This window comes from Micromonospora sp. NPDC049257 (assembly GCF_040678915.1).
In the GTDB taxonomy this organism is placed as follows: domain Bacteria; phylum Actinomycetota; class Actinomycetes; order Mycobacteriales; family Micromonosporaceae; genus Micromonospora; species Micromonospora antibiotica.
The window spans coordinates 89,591-111,216 of sequence record NZ_JBFAQU010000015.1 but is presented as its reverse complement, the minus strand read 5'-3'; the positions used below and the strand labels follow the sequence as shown (position 1 = coordinate 111,216).

The following is a 21,626-nucleotide window of genomic DNA, read 5'->3' as shown; positions in this document are numbered from 1 at the left end:
CCGGCTGCCACCGGTGCGGCCCCGTGACGCAGGGCGGCCACGGGAAAGGAGTCCCACGGTGACGGCCGTTCTCGACGAACAGCTCATCGACGACCGGGAGACCACTCCCGAGAGCCTGTACCTGCGCTGGGAGCGGCAGAACTGGTCCACCCAGGACCTGGCGATGGCCGCCGACCGACCGGCGTGGCAGGCGCTGCGGCCCTTCCTCCACCAGGAACTCAGGGCCGCTCTCGTCGAACTCGCCGTCGGTGAGGTCGCCGTCGCCCGACTACTGACCCCCCTGGTGTACGCGGCCCCCACCCAGGCCGCCCAGTTCTACCTCTCCAGCCAGCTCGTGGACGAGAGCCGGCACAGCATCTTCTTCCTCGGCTACCTCCAGGCGGTGGAGGGATCCACCGAGCCAACCCACGCGTACGCGCGACGGTGCCGGGCGGACGCCTCCGCCGCCACCGTGGAGCTGTTCGACGCGTACCTGCTGGAACAGACCGAACGGGTACGCCGCGACCCGGACGACCTCGACGCCTGGTACGCCGCGGTGACCACCTACCACGTGGTGGCCGAGGGGGCCCTCGCGTTGGTCGTGCTCCGCTCGGTGGCCGAAGCGGTCCGCCGTTGCGGGCAGTTGCCCGTGCTGGCCGAGGGACTGCGCAACGTGATCCGCGACGAGTCCCGACACGTCGGTTTCGGCGTCTGGGCGATGCGCCACGCGGTGGTCGACGGCCGCCGCCGGCTCGTCGGCGACCAGGTCCTCGACGCCGTCCCGTACGTGGTCCACGTGCTGGTCGGACCGGAGCGGCGCAACCCGTCGGCGCTGCCGATGGTGGTGCGGGCCCGGGGCCGGCAACTGCGCGACCAGTGGGACACCGCCCGGGACGCGCTGCTGCGCCGCGTGCGCGCCGCCGGTCTCGACGACGTCGACGCACAGGTCACCGAGGTGTGGCGTGCCGCCGAGGAGCGGGCCGTCGCCGACTACGAGAACCGTCACGGCGTGCCACATCCGATCCGGAGCCTGAGCTGAGGAAAAAGGAGAAATTCCGATGGCAGAGCCCGTCGAGGTGACGGTCCGCCAACTGGTGGCCAGCATGGCACCCCACCCGGCCGGGGACGTCACCGACGGCCAGCGACTCGTCGACGACCTGCACTTCGACTCGCTCGCACTGATCGAACTGGCGGTCGCGTTGGAGAGAAGGTTCGACCTGGCACCGATCTCCGACGACGAGGCGATGGACGTCGTCACGGTCGCCGACGTGGTGGCGCTGGTCAGCCAGGCGACCGGATGACGACACCATGAGCCTGACCGGCTGGCTCACCGAGCCGCGCACCGGCCACGGGCTGCGGGTGGCCACCGACGACGCCGGTTGGGCCCGGCACGACTTCCCCTCGCTCGCCGCCGCCGCACTGGACGTGGCCGGACTGCTGCGCGACACGGGACTGCGCCGGGGTGAGGTGGTCTCGCTCCTGCTGGTGTCACCGGAGACGTTCCTGGCCGGTTTCTTCGGGGTGCTGGCAGCCGGCGGGGTGGTCAACCCGATGCCGCCGCCCGCCGGGCTCGGCGCGGGTGCGGCGTACCCGGAGCAACTGACCCACCTGATGCGGGTCGCCGGCACCCACACCGTGCTCGTCGACCCGCACCTGGCCGGGACCGCCCGCAGCGCCGCAGCCGCCGCCGGACTGGCGGTGACCGTGCTGACCGTCGCGGGTCCCGACCAGCCGGGCGACGTGCGGCCGGGCCGTCCCGCCACGCCTGCCGTCGACGACCCGACGCCACCGGCCGGGGACGAGGTGGCACTGGTCCAGTTCACCTCCGGATCGTCCGGCCACCCCCGGGCGGTGGCGATCCGCGCCGACAACCTCCTGGCCAACATCACCGCGATCCGCCGCTGGCTCGACATGGGCGCTGCGGACGTGACGGCCACCTGGCTGCCGACCTACCACGACATGGGGCTGATCGGCTGCACGTTGGCCCCGGTGCTCAATCAGAGCGACATCCTGGCCATGCGACCGGACCAGTTCATCCGTTCGCCCCGACGCTGGCTGTCCTGCTTCGGCGAGCAGGGGGCGACGCTGACCGCCGCACCCACCTTCGGCTACGCCTACGCCGCCCGGCGGATCGGCCCCGACGAGCTGGCCGGGATGGACTTCAGTCACTGGCGGGCCGCGATCGTCGGAGCCGAACGGGTCAGCCGACGCACCCTGGAGTCGTTCGCGGCGCTGCTCGGCCCGCACGGGTTCCGCACCCGGGCCTTCCTACCCGCGTACGGGCTGGCCGAGAACACCCTCGTCGCGACCGGCCTGCACCTGGCGCCACCACCGGTGGCGCTCCGGGTCGCCGGCGAGCTGCGCCCCGGCGAGCCGGTCGAGGTGACCGCCGTCGAGGAGGTCGGGACCGACCCGTCGGCCGACGACGACTGGCTGATCGGCTGCGGCGATGCCCGCGACGGTGTCGCGGTGACCATCGTCGACGACGAGGGCCGACCGCTGCCGCCCGCCGTCGTCGGGGAGATCGCTCTGACCGGCCGGTCGATGGCCGCCGGATACCACGGGGCCGATGCCACTGACGCCGCCTTCGTCGGGGGCCGGCTGCGCACCGGCGACCACGGCTTCCTCCACGACGGCCAACTGTTCGTCCTCGGCCGGGCCGGCGACAGCCTCAAGGTACGCGGACGCAACCTTTACGCGGAGGACCTGGAGGCCCGCCTCGCCGGCGTCGACGGCCTCTCCCCGGAACGCGTCGTGGTCCTGGCCGGTTCCGCCGGCCACACACCCGTACTGCATGCGCTGATCCGGCAGCGGCCAGGTCCGTGGGCCGCGGAGGTCGCGCGGATACTCGGCCGGGAGGGCGGCCCCGGCGTACGGGTCCGGGTGCTCAGCGTGCCCGCGCCCGCGGTGGCGCGTACCACCAGCGGTAAACCACGACGGCGGCCCATGTTCCGGGCCGCCACGGACGGCTCCCTTCCCGGCGAGGTGCTCTACGACTCCGCCGACCCCGGGGCGTGGCCGCGGTGAGCGCGGTCACCGTGGCGGAGACCGACAGGTGGCTCGCCGCGCTGCGCCGCATCACCCTCGTCCCGCCGGCCCACCGCAAGGTCACCGTCGACCAGGCGGGCGCGCTGGGGCTGCTGCGTTGCTCCGCCGAGACGCTGGAGCTGCTGGTCGAAGCCGGGCTACCGGTCACCGGCGCGGGCGACGAACGGCGATTCTGCCACTACGACCTCATCAATCTGGGCCTCTACTCGGGCACCGGGAACAGCCTCCCGGAGATCGGCTGGGAGTTCGCGTTCCGGTTCTCCCTGAAGCCCGCCGCCACCTGGACGGAACCGAGGTCCTGGCGGATGACCGCGACGATGAGGTGTCCGGACGGCGGATGCGGCACGGGCCCCGGCTGGCTGCTGCACCGACCGGTGCCGGAGCGTAGCGGTGGCACGGCCTCCGGCTGGACCAGCGCCGCCGGGCCCGTGACCCTGACCGACGACGAGGTACGGCTCCCGGCCGTGCCCGACCTGGTCGCCGTCGAACTGGACCTGGTCACCGCCGGCCGGGCGGACCGGATCGTCTCCCCCCGGTTGGCCCGGCTCTTCGCCGGTATCCGCCATGGCGGGCCGCGTTTCCAGATGCTGCCGTCCGGTTGGCAGGTCGACCCGGACGACACGCTCGCCAACGGGGTGGTCAACTGCGTCTCCGCCAGCCTGTATCTCGAACGGGAGTGCCGGGCCATGGGCTACGAGGCGTACGCCCGGCGGGGTTGGCTGATCGGGATGATGGACCTCGACCACGCCTGGCTGGAGGTGCGCGACGACGACGGCCGGATCAAGGCGGTGGACCCGGTGATGGCGCTGCTGGCCCGCCTGCTTCCCGGCGACCGGACCGCCTACGAGGATTTCTGCATCGGCTCCAGCCTCAACCGGGTGTTGCCCTGCGCCTGCCGGGCGGAGGGCCCGATGGCGGTACACCACTGCGGGGGCCGGACCCGTCCGGTCGCGGTGAGCACCACCATCAAACCGCGGCGGCCCGGCCGACCGCAGGGGCAGCTGCCGTGACCGTCGGGTCCAGGGTGTACCGCGCGGGCACCGAGGCGCGCTATCCGGCCATCACCCAGCGGGGCACCCTGAAACCGACCCAGCTGGTGCACCTCCTCGACGAGGTCTCCGCCGGCTGGTGGCAGGAGATGGCCGGCCTCGACCGCTGGTCCTACTTCGAACGGCACCGGGTCCGTGCCGTGGTGCGGTACGTGGAGGCGTACACCCCGCCGGTGCGGGTGCTCCCCGGAGCGCCGCTCGACGCCGAACTGGCCGTCACCCTCGGTCCTGACCGGCGTGGCTGGTACGGCGGGCACGACGAGCTGACCCTGCGCGCCGCCGACGGCACCGTGGTAGCGGTGTGGACCAGCAGGTGGACCTGGCTGGACAGCGGCACCAGCGCACGACCCACACCGCGCACCGAGGCACCCCCGGGCTTCGGCGGCGACTCGCCGCTGCTGCCGGAGTCGCCGCGACGACCCCGCAGCGGCGGAGCCGAGACGGCGGGCTTCACCTTCAGCGACCGCGAGACGGATCTGAACGACCACGTCTTCTTCGCGTGCTACCTGGAGCGCGGCGAGAACGCGCTGGCCGACGCGGGGGTGCCGCCCGGCCGTACCGACACCAGCCGGTGCTGGTACCTGCGACCGGCGCGGGCCGGTCAGTCGATCACACCAGCGGTCACCAGGACCGAACGCGGGCACGTCGTCGAGCTGCGCTTCGGCCCGGGCGGTTTTCCGGCGGCGGTCTGTGAGTACACCAGCATCGAGCCGTGACCGACCCGGAGCCGTGGCGGGCCGGACAGGATCACGCCGAAGGCGACGCGATCCTGCGGAGGCGGGCCGGTCGGGGAGGCGCGGAGGTCGCCGCGCCTCCCCGACGGGTCAGCCCGTCAGTGCGGGCACCGGTTCGCGACGCAGAGCGGCAGGACGTTGGTCTGCCGGGATCCGTTGTCGTTGGGGGGAGCGGGGGTCGGGTCGCCCGGCATCACCGGGGGGTTACCCGGCGCTGGGCCACCGGCAGCCTCGTTGTTGAACCAGGCCCGTACTCCGCCCTGGTCGTCCAGGACCAGGTAGTCGGCACGGCGGTCGCCGTTGATCTCCGCCAGCTCGACCTGGCTTCGCGGGTACCCCACGCCCGAGGCGATCTCGCCCCGGGAGAGCCAGGCGCTGCCCGGCCCGCCCCGGTTGTTGATCCACGCCCGGACCTGGCCGTACTCACCCAGCACCAGGTAGTCGTCCCGGCGGTCGCCGTTGAGGTCGGCGAAGGTGACCGTTGCCCCGGCCGCACCGAAGCCCGAGGTGACCTCGCCCTGGGACGCCCAACTGACGGTGTTGCCGGTGCCGGCGTTGAGCCAGGCCTTGACCTGGCCCTGGTCGCCGACCACCAGGTAGTCGTCCCGGTTGTCGCCGTTCACATCGGCGAACCGGATCTGGTCGCGCGGGCCGGAGCCGGCAGCCACCTGCCCGATCGACGACCAGGCGACCGCATTGCCGGTGCCGGCGTTGAGCCAGGCCTTGACCTGACCCTGGTCGCCGACCACCAGGTAGTCGTCGCGGCCGTCGCCGTTGAGGTCGGCGAACCGGATCTGCTCACGCGGACCCGAACCGGAGGCCACCTCGCCCCGCCAGTCCCAGCCGACACCACCGCTGTCCCGGACGTTGAACCAGGCGCTGACCTGCCCCTGGCCGCCGACCACGAGGTAGTCGTCGCGGCCGTCGCCGTTCAGGTCCGCCCACCGCACCTGCTGACGTGGAGCGCCGCTGCTGGCGATCAGCCCCTGCCAGGCCCACGGGTCCGGGCGGCCGTACCGGTCGTTGAGCCAGGCGGTGACCTGGCCGCTCGCGCCGACCTTGAGGTAGTCGTCGCGGCCGTCGCCGTTCAGATCGGCCAGGTCCAACTCGGCACTGGTTACGCCGGCCCCACCGGCGACGGTGCCCTCGTAGCCCCACGGTCGACCGCCGGTGCCGATGTTGTTGAGCCAGGCGCGGATCCCGGCCTGCTCGTCGACCACCAGGTAGTCGTCCCGGCCATCACCGTTGAGGTCGGCGAAGCGGACCTGGTTGCCGTTGGCGCCGACGCCCGAGGCGATCTCACCGAGCCCACCCCACGGGGAGCCGGCACCACCGATGTTGTTCTGCCAGGCCCTGACCCGACCCACGCTGTCCACGACCAGGTAGTCGTCGCGGCCGTCGACGTCGATGTCGGCGAACCGGATCTGGTCGCGGGTCGCACCCACGCCCGAGGCGATCTCACCCTGGGCGGCCCAGGCCACCCCGTCGCCGACGCCGACGTTGAACCACGCCTTGACCTGACCCTGGTCGCCGACCACCAGGTAGTCGTCGCGGCCGTCGCCGTTGAGGTCGGCGAACCGGATCTGCTCGCGGGGCCCGGATCCGGAGGCGACCTGCCCCCGGCTCTGCCAGCTGACGCCGTTGCCGACACCGGCGTTGAGCCAGGCCCTGACCTGGCCCTGGTCGCCGACGAGCAGGTAGTCGTCGCGGCCGTCGCCGTTGAGGTCGGCGAACCGGACCTGCTCACGCGGGCCGGCCCCGGCGGCGACCTCGCCCACGTAGTTCCAGCCCTCCGGTCGAGGACCGGTCGGCGGCGGGGTCGTGCTGGGCGGCACACCACACGCCCCGGGATCGCCCGTACGCGGCGGCCGGATCAGCCCTTCGGCCAGTGCACCGGTGATCGCGCCGTCGAAGGCGTCGGCCATCTTGCGGTACCCGGTGTTGTTCGGGTGCAGCCCGTCGGTCATGTCGGCGGCAGTCACCGCGCTCATGCTGACCAGCCGCACCGGCCGTCCGACGGCGCGCAGTTCGCCGACCAGGCTCACCACCTGCGCGTTGTACTGCTGCACCCGCGCGTTGATGTCCGGCGACAGCGACGGCACCAGGGTGGCCACGAAGACGGTGGACTCCGGGCCACGCCGGAGAGTGGTGTTGATCAACGTGCGCAGCTGCCCCACGGTGGCCGGGATGTCGACGGCGCTGCGCAGGTCGTTCGTCCCGATGTGCAGGGTGACTACGTTGGGGCGGTAGCGGGCCACCGGGCAGTCACGCACCAGGCTGTTGATCTGGTTGATCTTCCAGCCTGGGTGACCTTCGTGGTTGGTGTCCGGCAGCTCACCGGTGTCCACCGAGCCGACGAAGTCCAGTGCGCCCGGCTGGTCCGACAGCAGGTCCCACAGCCGGGCCCGGTAGCCGGTCCCGGCCGGGCTTCCGCCGACACCCTGCGTGATCGAGTCACCCAATGGCATGACGCGCAGCGACAGCGGTGGCGGTGGCGGCGTGGGTGCCGGAGGCCGCTGTACCGCCGCCCATATGTCGCCCCAACGGGCTGCCACCCAGTCGGCGGTCGCGGAGATGGTGTCGGCGAGGGCGGGCCACCACGAGTTCCTCCACTTCGCCGCGATCGCCTTCATTTGCTTCAAGACCCACTCTCGCCCCTCGCCGGACCTGATCCAATCACCGAATCGGGACTCCCAGAACGCCTGGAACGTGCCGGCGGCGGCCCCGGCCAGGCCGGCGGCGAACGCGTAGAGATACTGGTGCCAGTCGTCCAGCCGGTTCTCCCAGTGGGCCTTGATGATCCAGGTGGTGAACCCGGCGAGGAACCCTCCCACCGCCCCGCAGGTCAGCACGAAGGCCGGAACAATGAGCCCGCAGATCGCCGTCAGGGCCCACTGCAGGCCCCACCCGATCGCGGCCAGAATCAGGTCCTGATACCAGGTCAGATCGGGATGGTCGTCGTCCGCCTCCAGGGTGAACACCAGGCTGGTGCTTGTCAGCGTGACCTGACCGTCGACATCGACCCAGTGTAGAGCCCCACCTCCCGGCGGTAGATCCGGCTGGTAACGCTCGATCTCCTCCCGGATCGTGTCGCTGAACAGCGGATTGCGGTTGTTGAGTTCGTTGACCCTGGCCGCCAACACGGCGCGGTCGACCTCGGCATCCAACGGGATCTCGACCGTTATGGTGTCGGGCACCGCATCGGCCAGCCGCGCCCCGAATGTCGCCAGTTTCGCCTGGAAAGCCGCCTTCGCCGCGGCTCTGGCCGGTTCTCCCACCCCCGCCCGGCCCGGCCCGGCCAGGCCGGCCACCAGTGCTGATACCAGAATTGTTGCCAGGAAGAGGAATGTCCTTCGATGTCTACGGAGCATGGCACGGAGAATAATTTCGATCGACATCGAAGTCCACTGTGCTGTGTGGCGCGTCCACTCGGGCTGGATTAATTGTTTTTCCGAGCGACTGTCGAGGATATTTAACGGGCATTTTACCGCCCAGCCACCAATTATCGGCGCTTTCAGGCTGGCTGAGGGAGCTGAGAGTTGGCCGCAGTGGCTGTCAGCGGCCGGTGGACCCGTCGATCCTCTCGCGGATGATGTCCGCGTGCCCCGCGTGGCGTCCGATCTCCTCGATCATGTGGACCAGCACCCATCGCTGCGACGGCGGCAGGGCGCCACGGCCGGGCGGCCGGCGTGCCGGCTGGGTCAGCTCGGTCCAGGTCTCGAACTCGGGCTCCGGTACGCCGGCGACCTTGTCCATGATCGCATTGCGGAGGTAGTCGATGAAGCCGACCAGAGTGTCCTTCTCCCCGGGGGCGGTCCATCCGGGCCCGGTGTCCTTGCGTTTCCTGGTTCGGGTGGTCGGCGGCATCAGCTTCTCCGATCATGTCGTTGGATGAGCAGAACGTTGTCGGTGACGGTGGCGCTCCGGCCTTCCGGTCCGGTGGCCCGGCGGCGCGGCATGTCGGCGCGTACGACGGACCACCGGGCCGGGTCGAGGGCCAGCTCGGCTGCGGTCTCGCCGGGTGAGGGGTAATGCGTGTCGGGATCTCTGTTCCACGACCAGGGCGCGGTCGAGCCGTGGTCGACGATCAGGAGATGACCGCCGGGGCGCAGCGCGTGCGCCGCGGTACGCAGTACTCGCCCGCGGTCCAGCGCGAAGGGAGTGTGCAGATACTGCGCGGAGATCAGGTCGAACTGCCCGTCGGGGAAGCTCCGGGCCAGATCGTGCTGTTCGCCGGTCACCCGGCCGTCGACGCCGAGTTGCCGGGCGCGTGCCCACACCCGTTCCACGGCGGCGGTTGAGATGTCCACAGCGGTGACCTGCCAGCCGTGCCGGGCAAGCCAGATGGTGTCGCCGCCGGCGCCACATCCCAGGTCGAGGGCATCGCCGGGAGGCAGTGTCCCGGCTGTCTCCTCCAGCACCGGGTTGGGGTTCCCAGCGGAGCCGCCGCGCCGGGCGCGGTGGTGCTGTTCCCAGAACGACTCGGCATCGAGTGCACCGGTCACCGGTCCGCCCCCCTCGCGAAGAACGTCACCAGTTCGGTGGTGACGAATTCCGGGTTCTCCTGGATCAGCCAGTGCCCGGCCCTGGGCACCTCCACGGCGCGGGTGATGGTGGGCATGAGGGGCCGGACCGTCGAGCGGGTGAAGTCGAGCGTGCCTTCGGCCGTCAGCAGCATCGTCGGCATGGTGATCGGCTTCGCGGCCTTGTTGTCCCGTTCGTCCTGGTCCAGGGTGCGGTAGAGCTCAAACCCGCCGGTCAGGACTTGCGGGCGCTGGTACGTGCGGGCGTACTCGTCAATCTGTTGTGCGGTGAAGGGAGCCTTCGCGCCCGGCCCGCCGAAGCTGACCCCACCGTAGGCAACATACCCGTAGAAAAGAGACAGGTAGTCACGGACGTCGTCGTCGACCAACAACTCGGGGAACCCGTCCTGGTGGTGGAACGACATGTGCCAGCTCGCCTGCCGGTAGGCGCTCGCGCTGAGGGCGGGGCCGGGCATCGGATAGTCGAGGTGGGCGTACTTGACGACCTCGTCCGGGAACTGTGTGGCGTACTGGAACGCCACTCCGGCACCGAGATCGTGGCCGGCCAGGTTGATCTTCTTCAGCCCGAGCTTGTCGACGAGCAGCCGGTGGACGTAGCGGGCCAGGGTCGCCTTGTCGTAACTGGACGGCGCACCCTCGCTGTCGCCGAGTCCCGGCAGATCAAGCGCATACACGGTGTACTTCTCGGCGAGCGCCGGCATGATCTCGCGCCACGAGTACCACGACTGGGGCCAGCCGTGCAGGAGGACGAGCGGCTCGCCGGTGCCGCCGGTGACGTAGTGCATCGTCACGCCATCGACGTCGGCTGTCTCGTGGGTGAATTGACGGTTGAACGGGGCATCATCCCGGGTGGCCGCATCGTGACCTGCCGTGATGGTGGCGCTCGCCTGCTGTGCCGTCGTGTTCTGCGTCCTGCCGCCGGTGGTCGTGCACGCTGTCGCCAGGACGAGCGCGGCCGTGGCGGCCGCGACGGTGCGCGACCACCGTGTTGCCGGTGTCGAAGTTGCTGCTGATGTGAGCATCGGTTACCTACCTCCGCCACCAGCATGACCAGCAGCGTTGCCTATTTGCGAGAAACGTTGCGGATCCGCATCATGAATCCATGAACGTCACGTCGCACGACGTCCTCGCGGGCGTCGGCCCGCGCCTGCACGCACTACGCAAGGCCCGGAACATCTCCCTGGCCGCCCTGGCGGCAGAGACCGGCCTGACCGCAAGCACGCTGTCGCGTCTCGAGAACGGGAAACTGCGCCCGACGCTGGAGCAACTCCTGCCGCTGGCGCGGGCGCACGGCGTCCCGCTCGACGAACTGGTCGCGGCCCCGCCCACCGGCGATCCACGCATCCACCTGCGGCCGGTACGGCGGTCCGGCTTCACCGTCGTGCCGCTGACCAGACGTCCCGGAGGCATCCAGGCCTACAAGGTGATCTATCCACCGGCCGGCAGATCGGCTACGACGACACTGCAGACCCACGATGGGTACGAATGGTTCTACGTACTCAACGGACATGTCAGGCTCGTCCTCGGTGACCAGGAATACCAGCTGGGCCCCGGCGAAGCCGCAGAGTTCGACACCCGCATCCCGCACCAGATCGGCAGCGCCGACGCTCAGGCCGCAGAGCTGCTCACCCTCTTCAGCGCCCAGGGCGAACGCGCCCACCTGTCGCCCTCCCTGACATCGCCCACCTGAACGACCCGGCTCCGGAGCAGACACCTCACCCGAGCCAGGCCGAGGGTGGCGCGACCAGCCACGGCATCCTTCGCAGAAACGCCCAGGAGCTCGGCTACCCCGCCTACCTGCCGTCCGGCACGCCGGGACCGCCCCGCAGCGACCTGCCCGACCGGGCATCGGCGAACATGAGCCCCATCAGAACGACGAACGCCGCCTGATGGAACTCCGGCGGGAAGATCCCCGGCGGGATCGTTCCCGGGTGAAGGTTGCCGAGCCACCGCTGCACCAGCGCGACGCTCTCGTGTTCGTCGACGCCGGCAAACACCTCGACCGCCCGTTCATAGTGGCGTCGAACCTCGTCGGCCGGCCCCGTGTCGAGCAGGGCCAGGCAGAGGCCGAGCAGCGCTTTGCCTTCGCGGTACCGGTCGCCGACCGTCCGGAAGATGCCCGCGGCCCGGGAGTGGGCGACGGCCGCGTCCCCGCACCGCCCCGCCGCCCGCAGATTGTTGCCGAGGTTGTACGAGGCGACACCCTCGCCCGGCCGGTCACCAGTCTCGCGACACGCCTCCACTGCCTGTTCGTAGGCCTCGGTGGCATCGTCGAACCGTTCCGCGTCCTGCAGGGCCACACCGAGGTTGCTCAGCGCGATGCCCTCGCTGCGCCGGTCGCCGGCCTCGCGGTACGCCTGCGCCGCCCGGGTGTGGGCGGCCGCCGCCTCGGCACACCGTCCACCTCTGCGCAGAGTCAGGCCGAGGCCGGTCAACGCCAAGCCTTCGTCGTCCCGGTCACCGCTGTCCCGGAAGAGCTCGACGGCCCGGGTGTGTGCGACGACCGCCTCGTCGAACCGCCGCACCGCCCGCAGCGCCGAGCCCAGATGGTGCCGTGCCTCAGCTTCGTGGTGCCGGTCGTCGAGCTCGCTGAAGAGGTCAGCGGCTCGGGTGTGCACGGCGATGGCCCGCTCGTGCTGCTGCATCCCCTGTAGGTCCGCGCCGAGGTTGTTCAGGGCGAGAGCCTCACCCTGCCGATCCCCGGTCTCGCGACAGATCCCGGCGGCCCGGGTGTGGGCGATGACCGCCTCGTCGAACCGCCCCACCGCCCGCAGCGCCTGGCCGATATTGTTCAACGCCGTGCCCTCGCTGTGCCGGGCGTCGATCTCACGATAGATGTCCAACGCCCGGGTGTGGGCGGCGATCGCCTCGTCGAACCGCTCCACCGCCCGCAGTGCCAGGCCGAGATTGTTCAGCGCCACGCCGACGTCGTGCCGGTCACCGGTCTCCCCGATGAGCTCGACCGCCCGGATGTGGGCGGTGACGGCCTCGTCGGACCGGCCCGCCTCGTTGAGGGCCGCGCCGAGGTGGCTCAGCGCCATGCCTTCGCCGTGCCGGTCCCCGGCCTCCCGGCAGAGGGCACGGAAGCTGTCGGTGACCGTGATCAGCTCCGACAGATACCGACGGAACGACAGGAACGTGTACAGGAGCGACGCCAGTCCGATGCTGGCCGTGCGGTGCCCGTGCGTCGCCGCGGTCGTACAGACGGCAATCAGATTGGGCCGTTCGATCTCCAACCAGGCCAACGCCTGTGCCCGCGTGGAAAAGGTGACCGTGACCGGGGGCGGCTGCATCTGCCCGGCCGCGGCGTAGGTGGTCTCGATCCGGGCCAGGGCGTCCGCCGGGACGGAGCGCGCGGCGAGCGCGGCGGCGACCGACGGAGGCTCCAGTTGGACACTGGCGGCGGCGGTGGTCGCGACGTAGTAGGTGAACAGCCGGGCACGGGCGGCATCCGGAGCATCGGCTCCGGCAGCCGAGTCCGACTGCTCCTCGGCGTAGAGGCGGACCAGGTCGTGCATCCGCCACCGCCCCCAGCTGGGGCCGGCCGCGACGAGGTGGGCCCGGGCCAGGTCCGCCAGCAGCGTCTCGGCCCGCTGCGCATCGGTGTCGACCAGGCATGCGGCGGCCTCCGTGCCGACCTCGGGGCCGGGGTTGACCGGCAGCAGTCGGAACAGGCGGGCCTGGGTGGGGTTCAGCTGCCGGTAGGAGAGGTCGAACGCGGCGCGCACCGCACGGTCCTCCCGGGTCAGCCGGTCCAGCCGGGTGTGTGCGGCGCGCAACGCCCCCGCGAGGGAGGCCAGCGTACGGGTGCCGGGATCGGCCAGCAGACCGGCGGCGATGTGCAGCGCCAGGGGCAGGCCCGCGCACAGTTCGGCTATCTCGGCAGCGGCCTGCGGCTCGTCGTGCCCCCTGCTGTCGGCCGGGCCGCGCAGCTGTCCCAACTGGTCGACCAGGAGCCGAACGGACGTCTCGACGTCCAACACGTCGAGGTCGTGCAGTCGGGCCCCGACCGCCAGGGTGTGTCGGGAGGTGATCAATGTGGCGGTGCTGTCGTCGCTCGGCAGCAGCGGGGTCACCTGGGCGGCGGTTGCCGCATTGTCGATCACCAGCAGCAGCCGCCGGTCCTGTGCGGCATAGGCGGCCAGCACGCTGCGGAACAACGCACTGCGGTCCTGCTCGCCCGCGGGGATGTACTCACCGGGCAGCCCCAGTGCCTGCAGCAGGCCGAGCAGCGCCGCGCCGGGCGACAGGCTCCGTTGCGGGTCGTAGCCGGACAGGTCCACGAACAGCACTCCGCCCGGGAACCACCCCGGCTGTCGTCGGGCCCGGGTGGCGGCCTGCACGACCAGCTCGGTCTTGCCGACCCCGGCCAGACCGGCCACCGCCGAGACCGGTCCCGCTCCGGTGCTCCCGCCGGGAGCCAGCTCCCTGAGCAGCAGCTCGACCTCGGTTTCCCGACCGGTGAAGGACTTCGTGGCCCGGGGGAGCCCGGCGGGGGTGACCTGCGGCGGCAGGGTCACGTTGATGGTGTGACCCTGAATCACCACGTTGAGGAACACCCCACCCGTGATCGTGTTCGAGGTCGCTCCGTCCGTCCGCCGGCCGAAGAGCCGGCGTCCGAACCTGTCGCCCTTCACGTCACCCCGCCCGGGACGGGTCGGCACCGTCGTCGGCAGCCGGCGGGTCGGCTGGCTGCCGGACGACGTCACGGGCCTGGATGACCGGGCCGCGGTACGTGCCGGCCGTGATCGTGTTGGTCACCGCACCGTCGGCGGCCGCCCGGGATGCCGGGGCGGGCGGAACCCCGAGCGTCAGGTCACGGGCCTGGATGACCGACTGGGTGAACTCGCCACCCTGGATCGTGTTGTCGACCCGACCGGCCGGCCCGGCCCCGGCCTGCGGCGTGGCCCTAGGGGTCGCCGCCGCGGTGTAGGCCGTCAGCGCCAACCCCAGCACGGTGGCGAAGATCCCCAGCGTGCTGGCCCACTTGTCGGCCTCCGTCACGCCGACCCGGACGAACGCCACGCCGAGGCCGACCAGGCCCAGCGAGCAGAGTGTGCCGGCCGCCCACCCGGCGATCTTCGTGTTACGACGGGTCATCGTTGCATTGTCTAGGGTCACCGCCACTGGTGGAACACAGCCGGGGCGGCGGGCGACGTTCGGCCGGCGGCCGGTGGTCGCCGCTTCGGCGACGAGACCGCGGAGGATGAGGGCGAGCCCCGCCTCGAAGGCGGTTTCGTGGCCGATGGGCGGCAGGCCCGCGCTGTGTCGGCCACGGCGCATTCCCGCAGGGGGCGGACTTCACCGGGCCGGTGCCAACCCGTTCTCGACGGCGATGCGTTCGATCTCGGCGGGTGTGCCCGTCATCAGGGCGCGGCAGTGCCGGTTGACCAGGTCGGCGGGCCAGTCCCACCACGCGGCCCGTCGCAGCCGGTGGATGTCGTCGTCGTCGAAGCGCTGCCGGATCGGCCGCGCCGGGTTACCGCCGACGATCGTGTAGGCCGGCACGTCGGTGGTGACCACCGCACCGGCGGCGATGATCGCCCCGTCGCCGATCCGTACGCCCGGCATGACCGTCGCCCGGTAGCCGAACCACACGTCGTTGCCGATGACGGTGTCACCCCGGCTGGGCATGGCGGTCACGACGTCGAGGGTCCGCTCGGCCCATTCGCCGCCGAAGAGGGTGAACGGGAAGGTCGACGGACCCGTGACCGGGTGGTCGCCCCCGGCCATCAGGAACCGGGTGCCTGCCGCTATCGCGCAGAACCTGCCGATGACCAGCTGTTCCGGTCCGAAGTGGTAGAGCACGTTGCGCTGCTCGAAGCCGGCAGCGTCGTCGGGATCGTCGTAGTACGTGTAGTCCCCGACGGTGATCTTGGGGGAGGTGACCAGCGGCTTGAGGAACACCACCCGGGGATGCATCGCCACCGGGTGGAGGGTCGTCGGGTCGGGCGGCATGGCGGACCTCGCTCGTTAAGGCTACGGCTGTAGCGATAGCATCGTGGCATGGCGTCGCCACGACCGACAAGCGATCACCCCGACGAGGCGGTGACCGACCGCGCGCGCCGACCCGGCGGACGCAGCGCAGCGGTCCGCCGCCGCGTACTCGACGCCGCGCTCGCCCAGCTGGTGCAGCACGGCTACGACTCCCTGAGCATCGACGTGGTGGCCGAGCGCTCGGGTGTCCACCGCACGACGGTCTACCGACGCTGGCGGGATGTCGGTGGCCTGCTGGCCGACGTCCTGAACGAGGCGAGCGTCGACGCCTGGCGCCCACCCGACACCGGCTCACTCGAAGGTGACCTCGTCGCGGCCAACCACGAGGTGTACGCGGCACTGACCACCGACCCGGTGACCGTCGCGCTCATCGGCGCGTCCTTCCGGTCCGACCAGGCCGCCGAGGCCCTACGCGCCTTCTGGGTCGACCGCTACGACCGTTGCGCCGACATCACCCGGCGTGCCGTCGAACGCGGTGAGATCCCGGCGGGCACCGACAGCCGTCAACTGCTCGTCGCCGCAACCGCCCCGCTGTACCACGAACTCCTCCTCCTGCGGGCGGCCAGCGACGCCGACCTTCCCGAACGCGTCGCCCGCAGCGTCGCCACGGCCGCCCGCGCGGGCGCCTACGCCCACCGGTAGCACACACACCATCGAACCCGGGCCGGACCCGCAGCGATCACGCGGGTCAGTCGGGACGACGCTCACCCCCGGCGTCGGCCAGACCGTCGACGAGCAGCTGCGCCTCGTCGGTCGAGATGGCCATCGTGGTGCTGAGCAGGTCGACGGCCTGCTCGCGGTGCCCGGCCTCCACGAGTGCCGCGATCCGCAGCCAGGCGAACGCGTCGACCATCGCGTCGGGTGTCGGGGATCGCCCGTACAGCGGGGCGGTGGGGTCCTGAGTCGGCCGGTCCGCCGCCGGACGATCCGCGGTGGCGGGGGAGGCCGTGTCCGCGGCGGACGCCGCAGCAGTCGGCGGGTCGGACGGGACGTCGTCAGCGGCGGGGGCCCGGGCGGCGGCTTCGTGTCTGCGGGCGTCGGCGATCCGGGTGGCCGCGTCCCACTGGCGGGTGTCCGCGCTCGGGGACGCGGCGGCGGCGGCCCGGGCCCGCAGCTCGCGTACCTGGGAGCCCAGCAGGTCCCGGCTGCCGCCACGGCGACGCAGGATCATCGTGATCACCGTGATGAGCACGACCGCGACGACGAACCCCAGCACCAGCTCCAGCAGGCTCACGTCGGTACCACCGGGACTCATCAGGTCACACGGTCCCGGCCCGGATCACCGCGGCGCGCAGGTGCTCGTCGGAGGCGGCGCTGGCCGGCCGGTGGGGGACACGTCCGACGACAGGCTCCGGGCTGCCCGGGCCACCGTGGCCCATTGCAGGTCCCGGTGGAACGCGGCGGTGCGCGGTCCGGCCGAGGGACGCGGCCGGCAACGCCACCGTCGGCACCGCTGCGGTCTTCCACCACATGCGGGGCATGGTAGTGCCGCAACGGCACCTGCCCGACCGTGCGTCCCGGCCAGGGTCCGGTCGGACTCTGGCCGGGAGCATCCGGTCAGCCGATCCGGCCGGCGCGCTGCCGGCGGCGGGTCAGCAGGAGGAGGACGATGCCCAGGAGCGCGAGCATCACCCCGACGGTCAGCGGCGCGACGATGGCGTCACCGGTCACCGGCAAGGATCCGCGCCACGTAACGGAAGGTAAACCCGTTGGACGTGCCCCGCCGGTGCTTACCACGACAGTGGTGTCACCGGCCGCGCAGGGCGGCGTACGGAAGGTCGACGAGCGACCGTCCGGTGCCACCGTGACCTGCTGGCCGGGATGGTCGTGGCGCGGATGGTGACCGTGGTGCCGCCCGGCACGAACCCGGAACCACCGACCGTCACCGTGGTGCCGCCACCGGTCGGCCCCTGCCCGGGGCTGACGGTGTCGATGCGCGGCGGGACGGGTTCGTAGGTGAACCCGTCAGGCGCGGTGACGTCGTCGCCGGGCAGCAGGACGGTGACGTCCACCGCGCCGGGCGAACCGGGTGGGGTGACCACGGTCAGCGAGGTGCCGTTCGGGTTCACCACGAGGTTGGTGCCGGCCGGGTTGACGGTGAACCCGGTGCCGGGCACCCCCTCGAAGATGACTGTCGTGTCACCGGGGACGAAGCCGGTGCCGGTGATCGTCACCGTCTGGCCGCCCGACTGCGGGCCCTCGTCGGGAGTGATCGTCGCGGTGGTCGGTGCCGCCGCCGGACGCCCGCAGATGGCCTCGGCCACGATCACGATGCCGACCGGGATGGTGACCGGGACGACGAGGACGGTGCCCGACAGGGTGAGGACGGCCCGCACGGTGATCGCGGTGGCGCCGGTGGCGGTGGTCGTCTCGACGCGGGTCAACGAGGCGTTCAGACTCGCGCCCAGCAGCCCCGGCACCACCACTGCCGCGCTGCCCACGACGGCGGGAGTGTTCGCCGTCAGCGTCACCGTCGTGCCGAACAGTTCCAGCCCGACGAGCGTGGTGTCGGCACTGGTCGCGCCGATCTGCGGGCAGACGGCGGTGGCGGTGACCTCGGCGGCGTCCAGCACGTCGATGCCGAGCACGGTCAGGTTGAGACCGTTGACGCTGGCGGACGCCGACGAGCCGTCCGCCGCCCGGGTGGCGGTGACCTCCTCGACGGTGCCGCTGGCGGTCACGCCGAGCGCACCCGGTATCGAGATCGCCAGTAGCGTCTCGGTGTCGGTGCCCCCGGCGGCCGGCGCGGTGGCGGTGCCGATGGTGGCGCCGGCGGTGATCACTGCTATCCCGGCCACCTCGGCGGACAGGTCGACTGAGCACGGTGCGTCCGCCCCGGTCATGCCCCGGTCGACCTGGGCGGGATCGCGTCCCCACCCGATGGCGCGTCCCCGTCGACCGCGGCAGGCGGCAGTTTGTTCACAGCATTGGAATACCGGAGTTAACCCGGTTCTCGGTTTATCGCGGAATCAAGACGATCGTCGATACCTTCATGTACGATCGTCTATCGGTGACGTGCGAGGACGGGGTCTTCTGTGCTGCATGGCCGGTACCACCCCTGATGTCGGCTGCGGCCCTGGTCGCACCAAATGGAAGCGCTCCGCCGGTGTCCGCCCGGGCCAGCTGTCGCGGCTGGCTGAGCCGCAGTTCGACTCCCGGAGAAAGACGTCGTCGTCGCATCGTCGGCGACCCCATACACGGCCAGAACGGCGAGGTGGCAGTGACATGAAGGTTCTCGTAATCGGCGGTGGCCCGGCTGGTAGCACCGCAGCGACAGCGATGGCCCAGTCCGGACTCGACGTGCAGCTCATCGAGAGCTCCCACTTTCCGCGATACCACGTGGGTGAGTCGCTCACGCCGTCGTGCCGGGTGGTGCTGGACGTCATCGGCATGTCGAAAGTCATCGACGACTATGGTTTCGTGAAGAAGAACGGCGGCGTCATCCACTGGGATGACGACCAGTGGGCGTTCGACTGGCAAGAACAGTCCGGAGTGCAGTCGTGGCAGGTGGATCGCAGCGAGTTCGACACGCTGCTGCTGGAGCACGCCCGCCAGAACGGGGTTGCCGTCACCACCGGCGTCACCGGTCGTTCAGTTCGGTTCGCCGACGGCCGGCCCGTGGCCGTGGAGTGCTCCTCGGAGCACGGTGAATCGTTCACCGTGGATGATTTCGACTTTCTGGTCGACGCCACCGGCCGTAACGGGCTGCTCAGCACCCGTCACTTCGGCAACCGTGAGCCGCTGAGCAACCTGCGGAACGTCGGCATCTGGGGCTACTGGACCGGCGCCAGGCTGCTGCCCGAAACGCCGACCGGAGGAATCAACATCATTTCCTCGCCAGAGGGTTGGTACTGGGTGATCCCCATGGCGGGCGGACGGATGAGTATCGGTTACGTCACCACCAAGGACGCCTTCGCCCGTGACCGTTCCGAGCATCCGTCGTCGGACGACCTGTACCGGCACCTGATCACCGCCTCGCCGACCGTGGCGGACCTGACCGCCGGGGCGGCGTTCCTGGGCACTACCAGGGTCGAGACCGACTACTCGTACATCGCGGATCAGTTCTGCGGGCCGGGTTACGCGATCGTGGGCGACGCCGCATGCTTCCTGGACCCGCTCCTGTCCACCGGCGTGCATCTGGCGCTCTACAGCGCTCTGACCGCGGCGGCGTGCGTCGCTTCGATGGACCGTGGCGAGGTCAGTGAAGCGGAGGCCCTCAGGTTCTTCGAATTTGCCTACCGTCGTGCGTACATGCGTCTCTTCGCGCTGGTGAGCATCATGTACGAGCGCTATCTCGGTAAGGACGGCTTCTTCCTCACGTCCGACCGGTTGATCGGAGACGAGCAGGCCGTGCAGGCGGATGAAGGCGTCTCGTCCCGTTCCTTCGCGGAGATCATCGGTGGCCTGTCCGACCTGCGTGAGGCGGCCAACTCGTCCACCCGCGTCATCACCGATCAACTGCGTGACGAAGCGGTGCGGGTGCAGATGCGGGCCGTGCGCGCACCGGACTCCGTCGGGCCCGACTTCACCCCGGTCCGTGGCAACCCGCTCTCCGATGCGGAGTCGGCTGACTACCGCCTCGTCACCAGCCCGCACCTCGGCCTTGAGCGGGTCCGTGAGACGCCTGCCTGAAGGCGCTCACGGTCGCTCCCACCCTGTCCCGACGGTCCGCGCCTGACCCGGGCTCGGCAGGCTGCGCGTGACCCGGGCTCGGCAGTCTGCGCCTGTCGTACGGGTCGTGACGTGCCGACTGTGCGCGCCCGGGTCATGGGGGCGTGGCTGACCGTGGTTGCCCTGGTCGTGCGGCCAGGGCAACCTGGGGGCTGTGCGGCCAGGGCGACCCGGGGCCGTGCGGGAGGGGGACGCCGGGTTGGGCCGGCGTTGCGGACTCGTGCGGTCTTCCTCCCTGTTTGACAGCCGATGGACGTACTGCTAGTTGTTAATAGAGTTTCCTAATTCTTGCGGTGCCCGCCTGGGCGAACGTCGCGTCCGGGCACCGACCGGCCGGCGGCCTGCCGCCCTTCCCCCGAGGAACGCCATGGTGCGCAGAAGAACAGTCGCCTACGCGGTGGGCACCCTGCTGACCGGCATCGCGGCGGTCGGCTACGGCCTGCCGTCGGCCAGCGCCGCAGCCGCCGGCCCGATCACCGGTCTGGCCGGCAGGTGCGTCGACGTGGCCGGTGCCAACCCGGCCAACGGCACGGCCGTGCAGCTCTACGACTGCAACGGCACGGCGGCCCAGACGTGGACGGTGGGCAACAGCGACAGCTCGATCCGTGCGCTCGGCAAGTGCCTCGACGTCACCGCCGCGTCGACCACCAACGGCACCAAGATCCAGCTGTACGACTGCAACGGCACCGGCGCCCAGAAATGGACCGCCGCCGCTGGCGGCGCCCTGGTCAACCCCGCCTCGGGCAAGTGTCTCGACGTGACCGACCACAGCACCGCGAACGGCGCCCGACTACAGATCTGGACCTGCGGTGGCACCGCCAACCAGCAGTGGACCCTCCCCGGCGGCGGCACCCCGACCCCGACCCCGACCGCCACCGCCCCGGCCGGCACCAACCTCGACGACCCGGCGAAGAAGGACGTCGCCATGCAGCTCGTCTCGGCGGCCGAGAACTCCTCGCTCGACTGGCGTGCCCAGTTCTCCTACATCGAGGACATCGGCGACGGTCGTGGCTACACCGCCGGCATCATCGGCTTCTGCTCCGGCACCGGCGACATGCTCGAACTGGTCCAGGCGTACACGAACACCAAGCCCGGCAACGTGCTGGCCGGCTACCTGCCGGCGCTGCGCGCCGTCAACGGCACCGCGTCGCACGCGGGCCTCGACCCGAACTACCCCCGCGACTGGCGCACCGCCGCCAACGACCCGGTGTTCCGCGCCGCCCAGGAGGCCGAACGGGACCGGGTCTACTTCACCCCGTCGGTCCGCGACGGGAAGAACGACGGGGTCCGGGCACTCGGCCAGTTCGCCTACTACGACGCGGCCGTCATGCACGGGTACGAGGGCATGCGGCAGATCCGCAGCCGCGCCCTCACCCGGGCGAAGCCCCCGGCGCAGGGCGGCAACGAGCGGACCTGGCTCAACGCGTTCCTCGACGAGCGGGTCGTCGAGATGAAGAAGGAGGAGGCCCACTCGGACACCTCCCGCGTCGACACGGCCCAGCGGGTGTTCCTCGACAACGGCAACTTCGACCTGAACACGCCACTGGTCTTCGCCGTCTACGGCGACCAGTACCGCATCGGCTGAAACGTGTCGTGCCACGGTG

Annotated in this window: 20 protein-coding genes; 9 read left to right on the top strand and 11 right to left on the bottom strand. The window is 71.1% G+C overall.

The features are described 5' to 3' along the window. Positions 1–58 precede the first annotated feature (58 nt). From AB0K25_RS21555 to AB0K25_RS21535, 5 genes are read left to right on the top strand one after another with little or no spacing between them, the layout of a single operon-like run. Positions 59–1,018: a hypothetical protein gene (locus AB0K25_RS21555; RefSeq protein WP_363822249.1), complete on the top strand. Its 960-nt coding sequence runs from the start codon at positions 59–61 to the stop codon at positions 1,016–1,018. A gap of 19 nt (positions 1,019–1,037) precedes the next feature. Beyond that, a complete protein-coding gene (locus AB0K25_RS21550) occupies positions 1,038–1,280 on the top strand; it encodes a phosphopantetheine-binding protein (RefSeq protein ID WP_219460270.1) in 243 nt (80 codons plus the stop codon). Between the two features lie 7 nt (positions 1,281–1,287). Next, positions 1,288–3,006, top strand: coding sequence for an AMP-binding protein (locus AB0K25_RS21545; RefSeq protein ID WP_363822246.1), 1,719 nt, complete (start codon positions 1,288–1,290; stop codon positions 3,004–3,006). Further along, the gene (locus AB0K25_RS21540) at positions 3,003–4,037 is read left to right on the top strand and encodes a hypothetical protein (RefSeq protein WP_363822244.1); all 1,035 of its coding nucleotides are present in this window, start codon (positions 3,003–3,005) and stop codon (positions 4,035–4,037) included. Before AB0K25_RS21545 ends, AB0K25_RS21540 begins: the two co-directional genes overlap by 4 nt. After that, complete coding sequence (locus AB0K25_RS21535) at positions 4,034–4,792, top strand: hypothetical protein (protein WP_219460282.1); 759 nt, start codon at positions 4,034–4,036, stop codon at positions 4,790–4,792. Before AB0K25_RS21540 ends, AB0K25_RS21535 begins: the two co-directional genes overlap by 4 nt. A gap of 116 nt (positions 4,793–4,908) precedes the next feature. Here the strand turns inward: AB0K25_RS21535 and AB0K25_RS21530 are convergent, their stop codons facing one another. From AB0K25_RS21530 to AB0K25_RS21515, 4 genes are all read right to left on the bottom strand, one after another. Then, positions 4,909–8,181: an FG-GAP-like repeat-containing protein gene (locus tag AB0K25_RS21530; protein WP_363822241.1), complete on the bottom strand. Its 3,273-nt coding sequence runs from the start codon at positions 8,179–8,181 to the stop codon at positions 4,909–4,911. 184 nt (positions 8,182–8,365) lie between these two features. Continuing rightward, positions 8,366–8,566 (bottom strand): DUF664 domain-containing protein, encoded by a 201-nt coding sequence (locus AB0K25_RS21525; protein WP_255597981.1) that lies wholly within the window; start codon positions 8,564–8,566, stop codon positions 8,366–8,368. Between the two features lie 110 nt (positions 8,567–8,676). After that, on the bottom strand, positions 8,677–9,315 hold the full coding sequence (locus AB0K25_RS21520) for a class I SAM-dependent methyltransferase (RefSeq protein ID WP_308290676.1): 639 nt from the start codon (positions 9,313–9,315) through the stop codon (positions 8,677–8,679). Then, the gene (locus AB0K25_RS21515; protein ID WP_219460294.1) at positions 9,312–10,376 is read right to left on the bottom strand and encodes an alpha/beta hydrolase; all 1,065 of its coding nucleotides are present in this window, start codon (positions 10,374–10,376) and stop codon (positions 9,312–9,314) included. Before AB0K25_RS21515 ends, AB0K25_RS21520 begins: the two co-directional genes overlap by 4 nt. 80 nt (positions 10,377–10,456) lie before the next feature. Between AB0K25_RS21515 and AB0K25_RS21510 the strand changes: the two genes are divergently transcribed. Continuing rightward, complete coding sequence (locus AB0K25_RS21510) at positions 10,457–11,044, top strand: XRE family transcriptional regulator (protein ID WP_219460297.1); 588 nt, start codon at positions 10,457–10,459, stop codon at positions 11,042–11,044. Between the two features lie 103 nt (positions 11,045–11,147). On the opposite strand, the gene AB0K25_RS21505 is transcribed toward AB0K25_RS21510, so the two are convergent. The 3 genes from AB0K25_RS21505 to AB0K25_RS21495 all read right to left on the bottom strand — a co-directional run bounded on the left by AB0K25_RS21505 (position 11,148) and on the right by AB0K25_RS21495 (position 15,276). After that, the gene (locus AB0K25_RS21505) at positions 11,148–13,901 is read right to left on the bottom strand and encodes a tetratricopeptide repeat protein (protein WP_363822236.1); all 2,754 of its coding nucleotides are present in this window, start codon (positions 13,899–13,901) and stop codon (positions 11,148–11,150) included. 91 nt (positions 13,902–13,992) lie between these two features. Beyond that, complete coding sequence (locus AB0K25_RS21500) at positions 13,993–14,454, bottom strand: hypothetical protein (protein WP_219460302.1); 462 nt, start codon at positions 14,452–14,454, stop codon at positions 13,993–13,995. A 201-nt stretch (positions 14,455–14,655) separates the two neighbouring features. Continuing rightward, positions 14,656–15,276, bottom strand: coding sequence for a CatB-related O-acetyltransferase (locus AB0K25_RS21495; protein WP_255597984.1), 621 nt, complete (start codon positions 15,274–15,276; stop codon positions 14,656–14,658). A gap of 84 nt (positions 15,277–15,360) precedes the next feature. Between AB0K25_RS21495 and AB0K25_RS21490 the strand changes: the two genes are divergently transcribed. Next, positions 15,361–15,993 carry a TetR/AcrR family transcriptional regulator gene (locus tag AB0K25_RS21490; RefSeq protein WP_219460308.1) on the top strand — a complete coding sequence of 211 codons (633 nt, stop codon included), beginning with the start codon at positions 15,361–15,363 and terminating at the stop codon, positions 15,991–15,993. Positions 15,994–16,039: 46 nt separating this feature from the next. On the opposite strand, the gene AB0K25_RS21485 is transcribed toward AB0K25_RS21490, so the two are convergent. The 4 genes from AB0K25_RS21485 to AB0K25_RS21470 all read right to left on the bottom strand — a co-directional run bounded on the left by AB0K25_RS21485 (position 16,040) and on the right by AB0K25_RS21470 (position 18,194). After that, positions 16,040–16,606, bottom strand: a complete 567-nt coding sequence (locus AB0K25_RS21485; RefSeq protein ID WP_363822232.1) for a hypothetical protein — start codon at positions 16,604–16,606, stop codon at positions 16,040–16,042. 4 nt (positions 16,607–16,610) lie between these two features. After that, on the bottom strand, positions 16,611–16,823 hold the full coding sequence (locus tag AB0K25_RS21480; protein WP_363822229.1) for a hypothetical protein: 213 nt from the start codon (positions 16,821–16,823) through the stop codon (positions 16,611–16,613). 85 nt (positions 16,824–16,908) lie between these two features. Further along, positions 16,909–17,022, bottom strand: coding sequence for an LPXTG cell wall anchor domain-containing protein (locus AB0K25_RS21475; RefSeq protein ID WP_219460315.1), 114 nt, complete (start codon positions 17,020–17,022; stop codon positions 16,909–16,911). Positions 17,023–17,081: 59 nt separating this feature from the next. Beyond that, positions 17,082–18,194, bottom strand: coding sequence for an IPT/TIG domain-containing protein (locus AB0K25_RS21470; protein ID WP_363822226.1), 1,113 nt, complete (start codon positions 18,192–18,194; stop codon positions 17,082–17,084). Positions 18,195–18,576: 382 nt separating this feature from the next. Between AB0K25_RS21470 and AB0K25_RS21465 the strand changes: the two genes are divergently transcribed. After that, on the top strand, positions 18,577–19,983 hold the full coding sequence (locus AB0K25_RS21465) for an NAD(P)/FAD-dependent oxidoreductase (RefSeq protein ID WP_219460326.1): 1,407 nt from the start codon (positions 18,577–18,579) through the stop codon (positions 19,981–19,983). Positions 19,984–20,389: 406 nt separating this feature from the next. After that, entirely contained in the window at positions 20,390–21,607 is a 1,218-nt protein-coding gene (locus tag AB0K25_RS21460; RefSeq protein WP_363822223.1) for a chitosanase, read from the top strand. Positions 21,608–21,626: the final 19 nt, after the last annotated feature.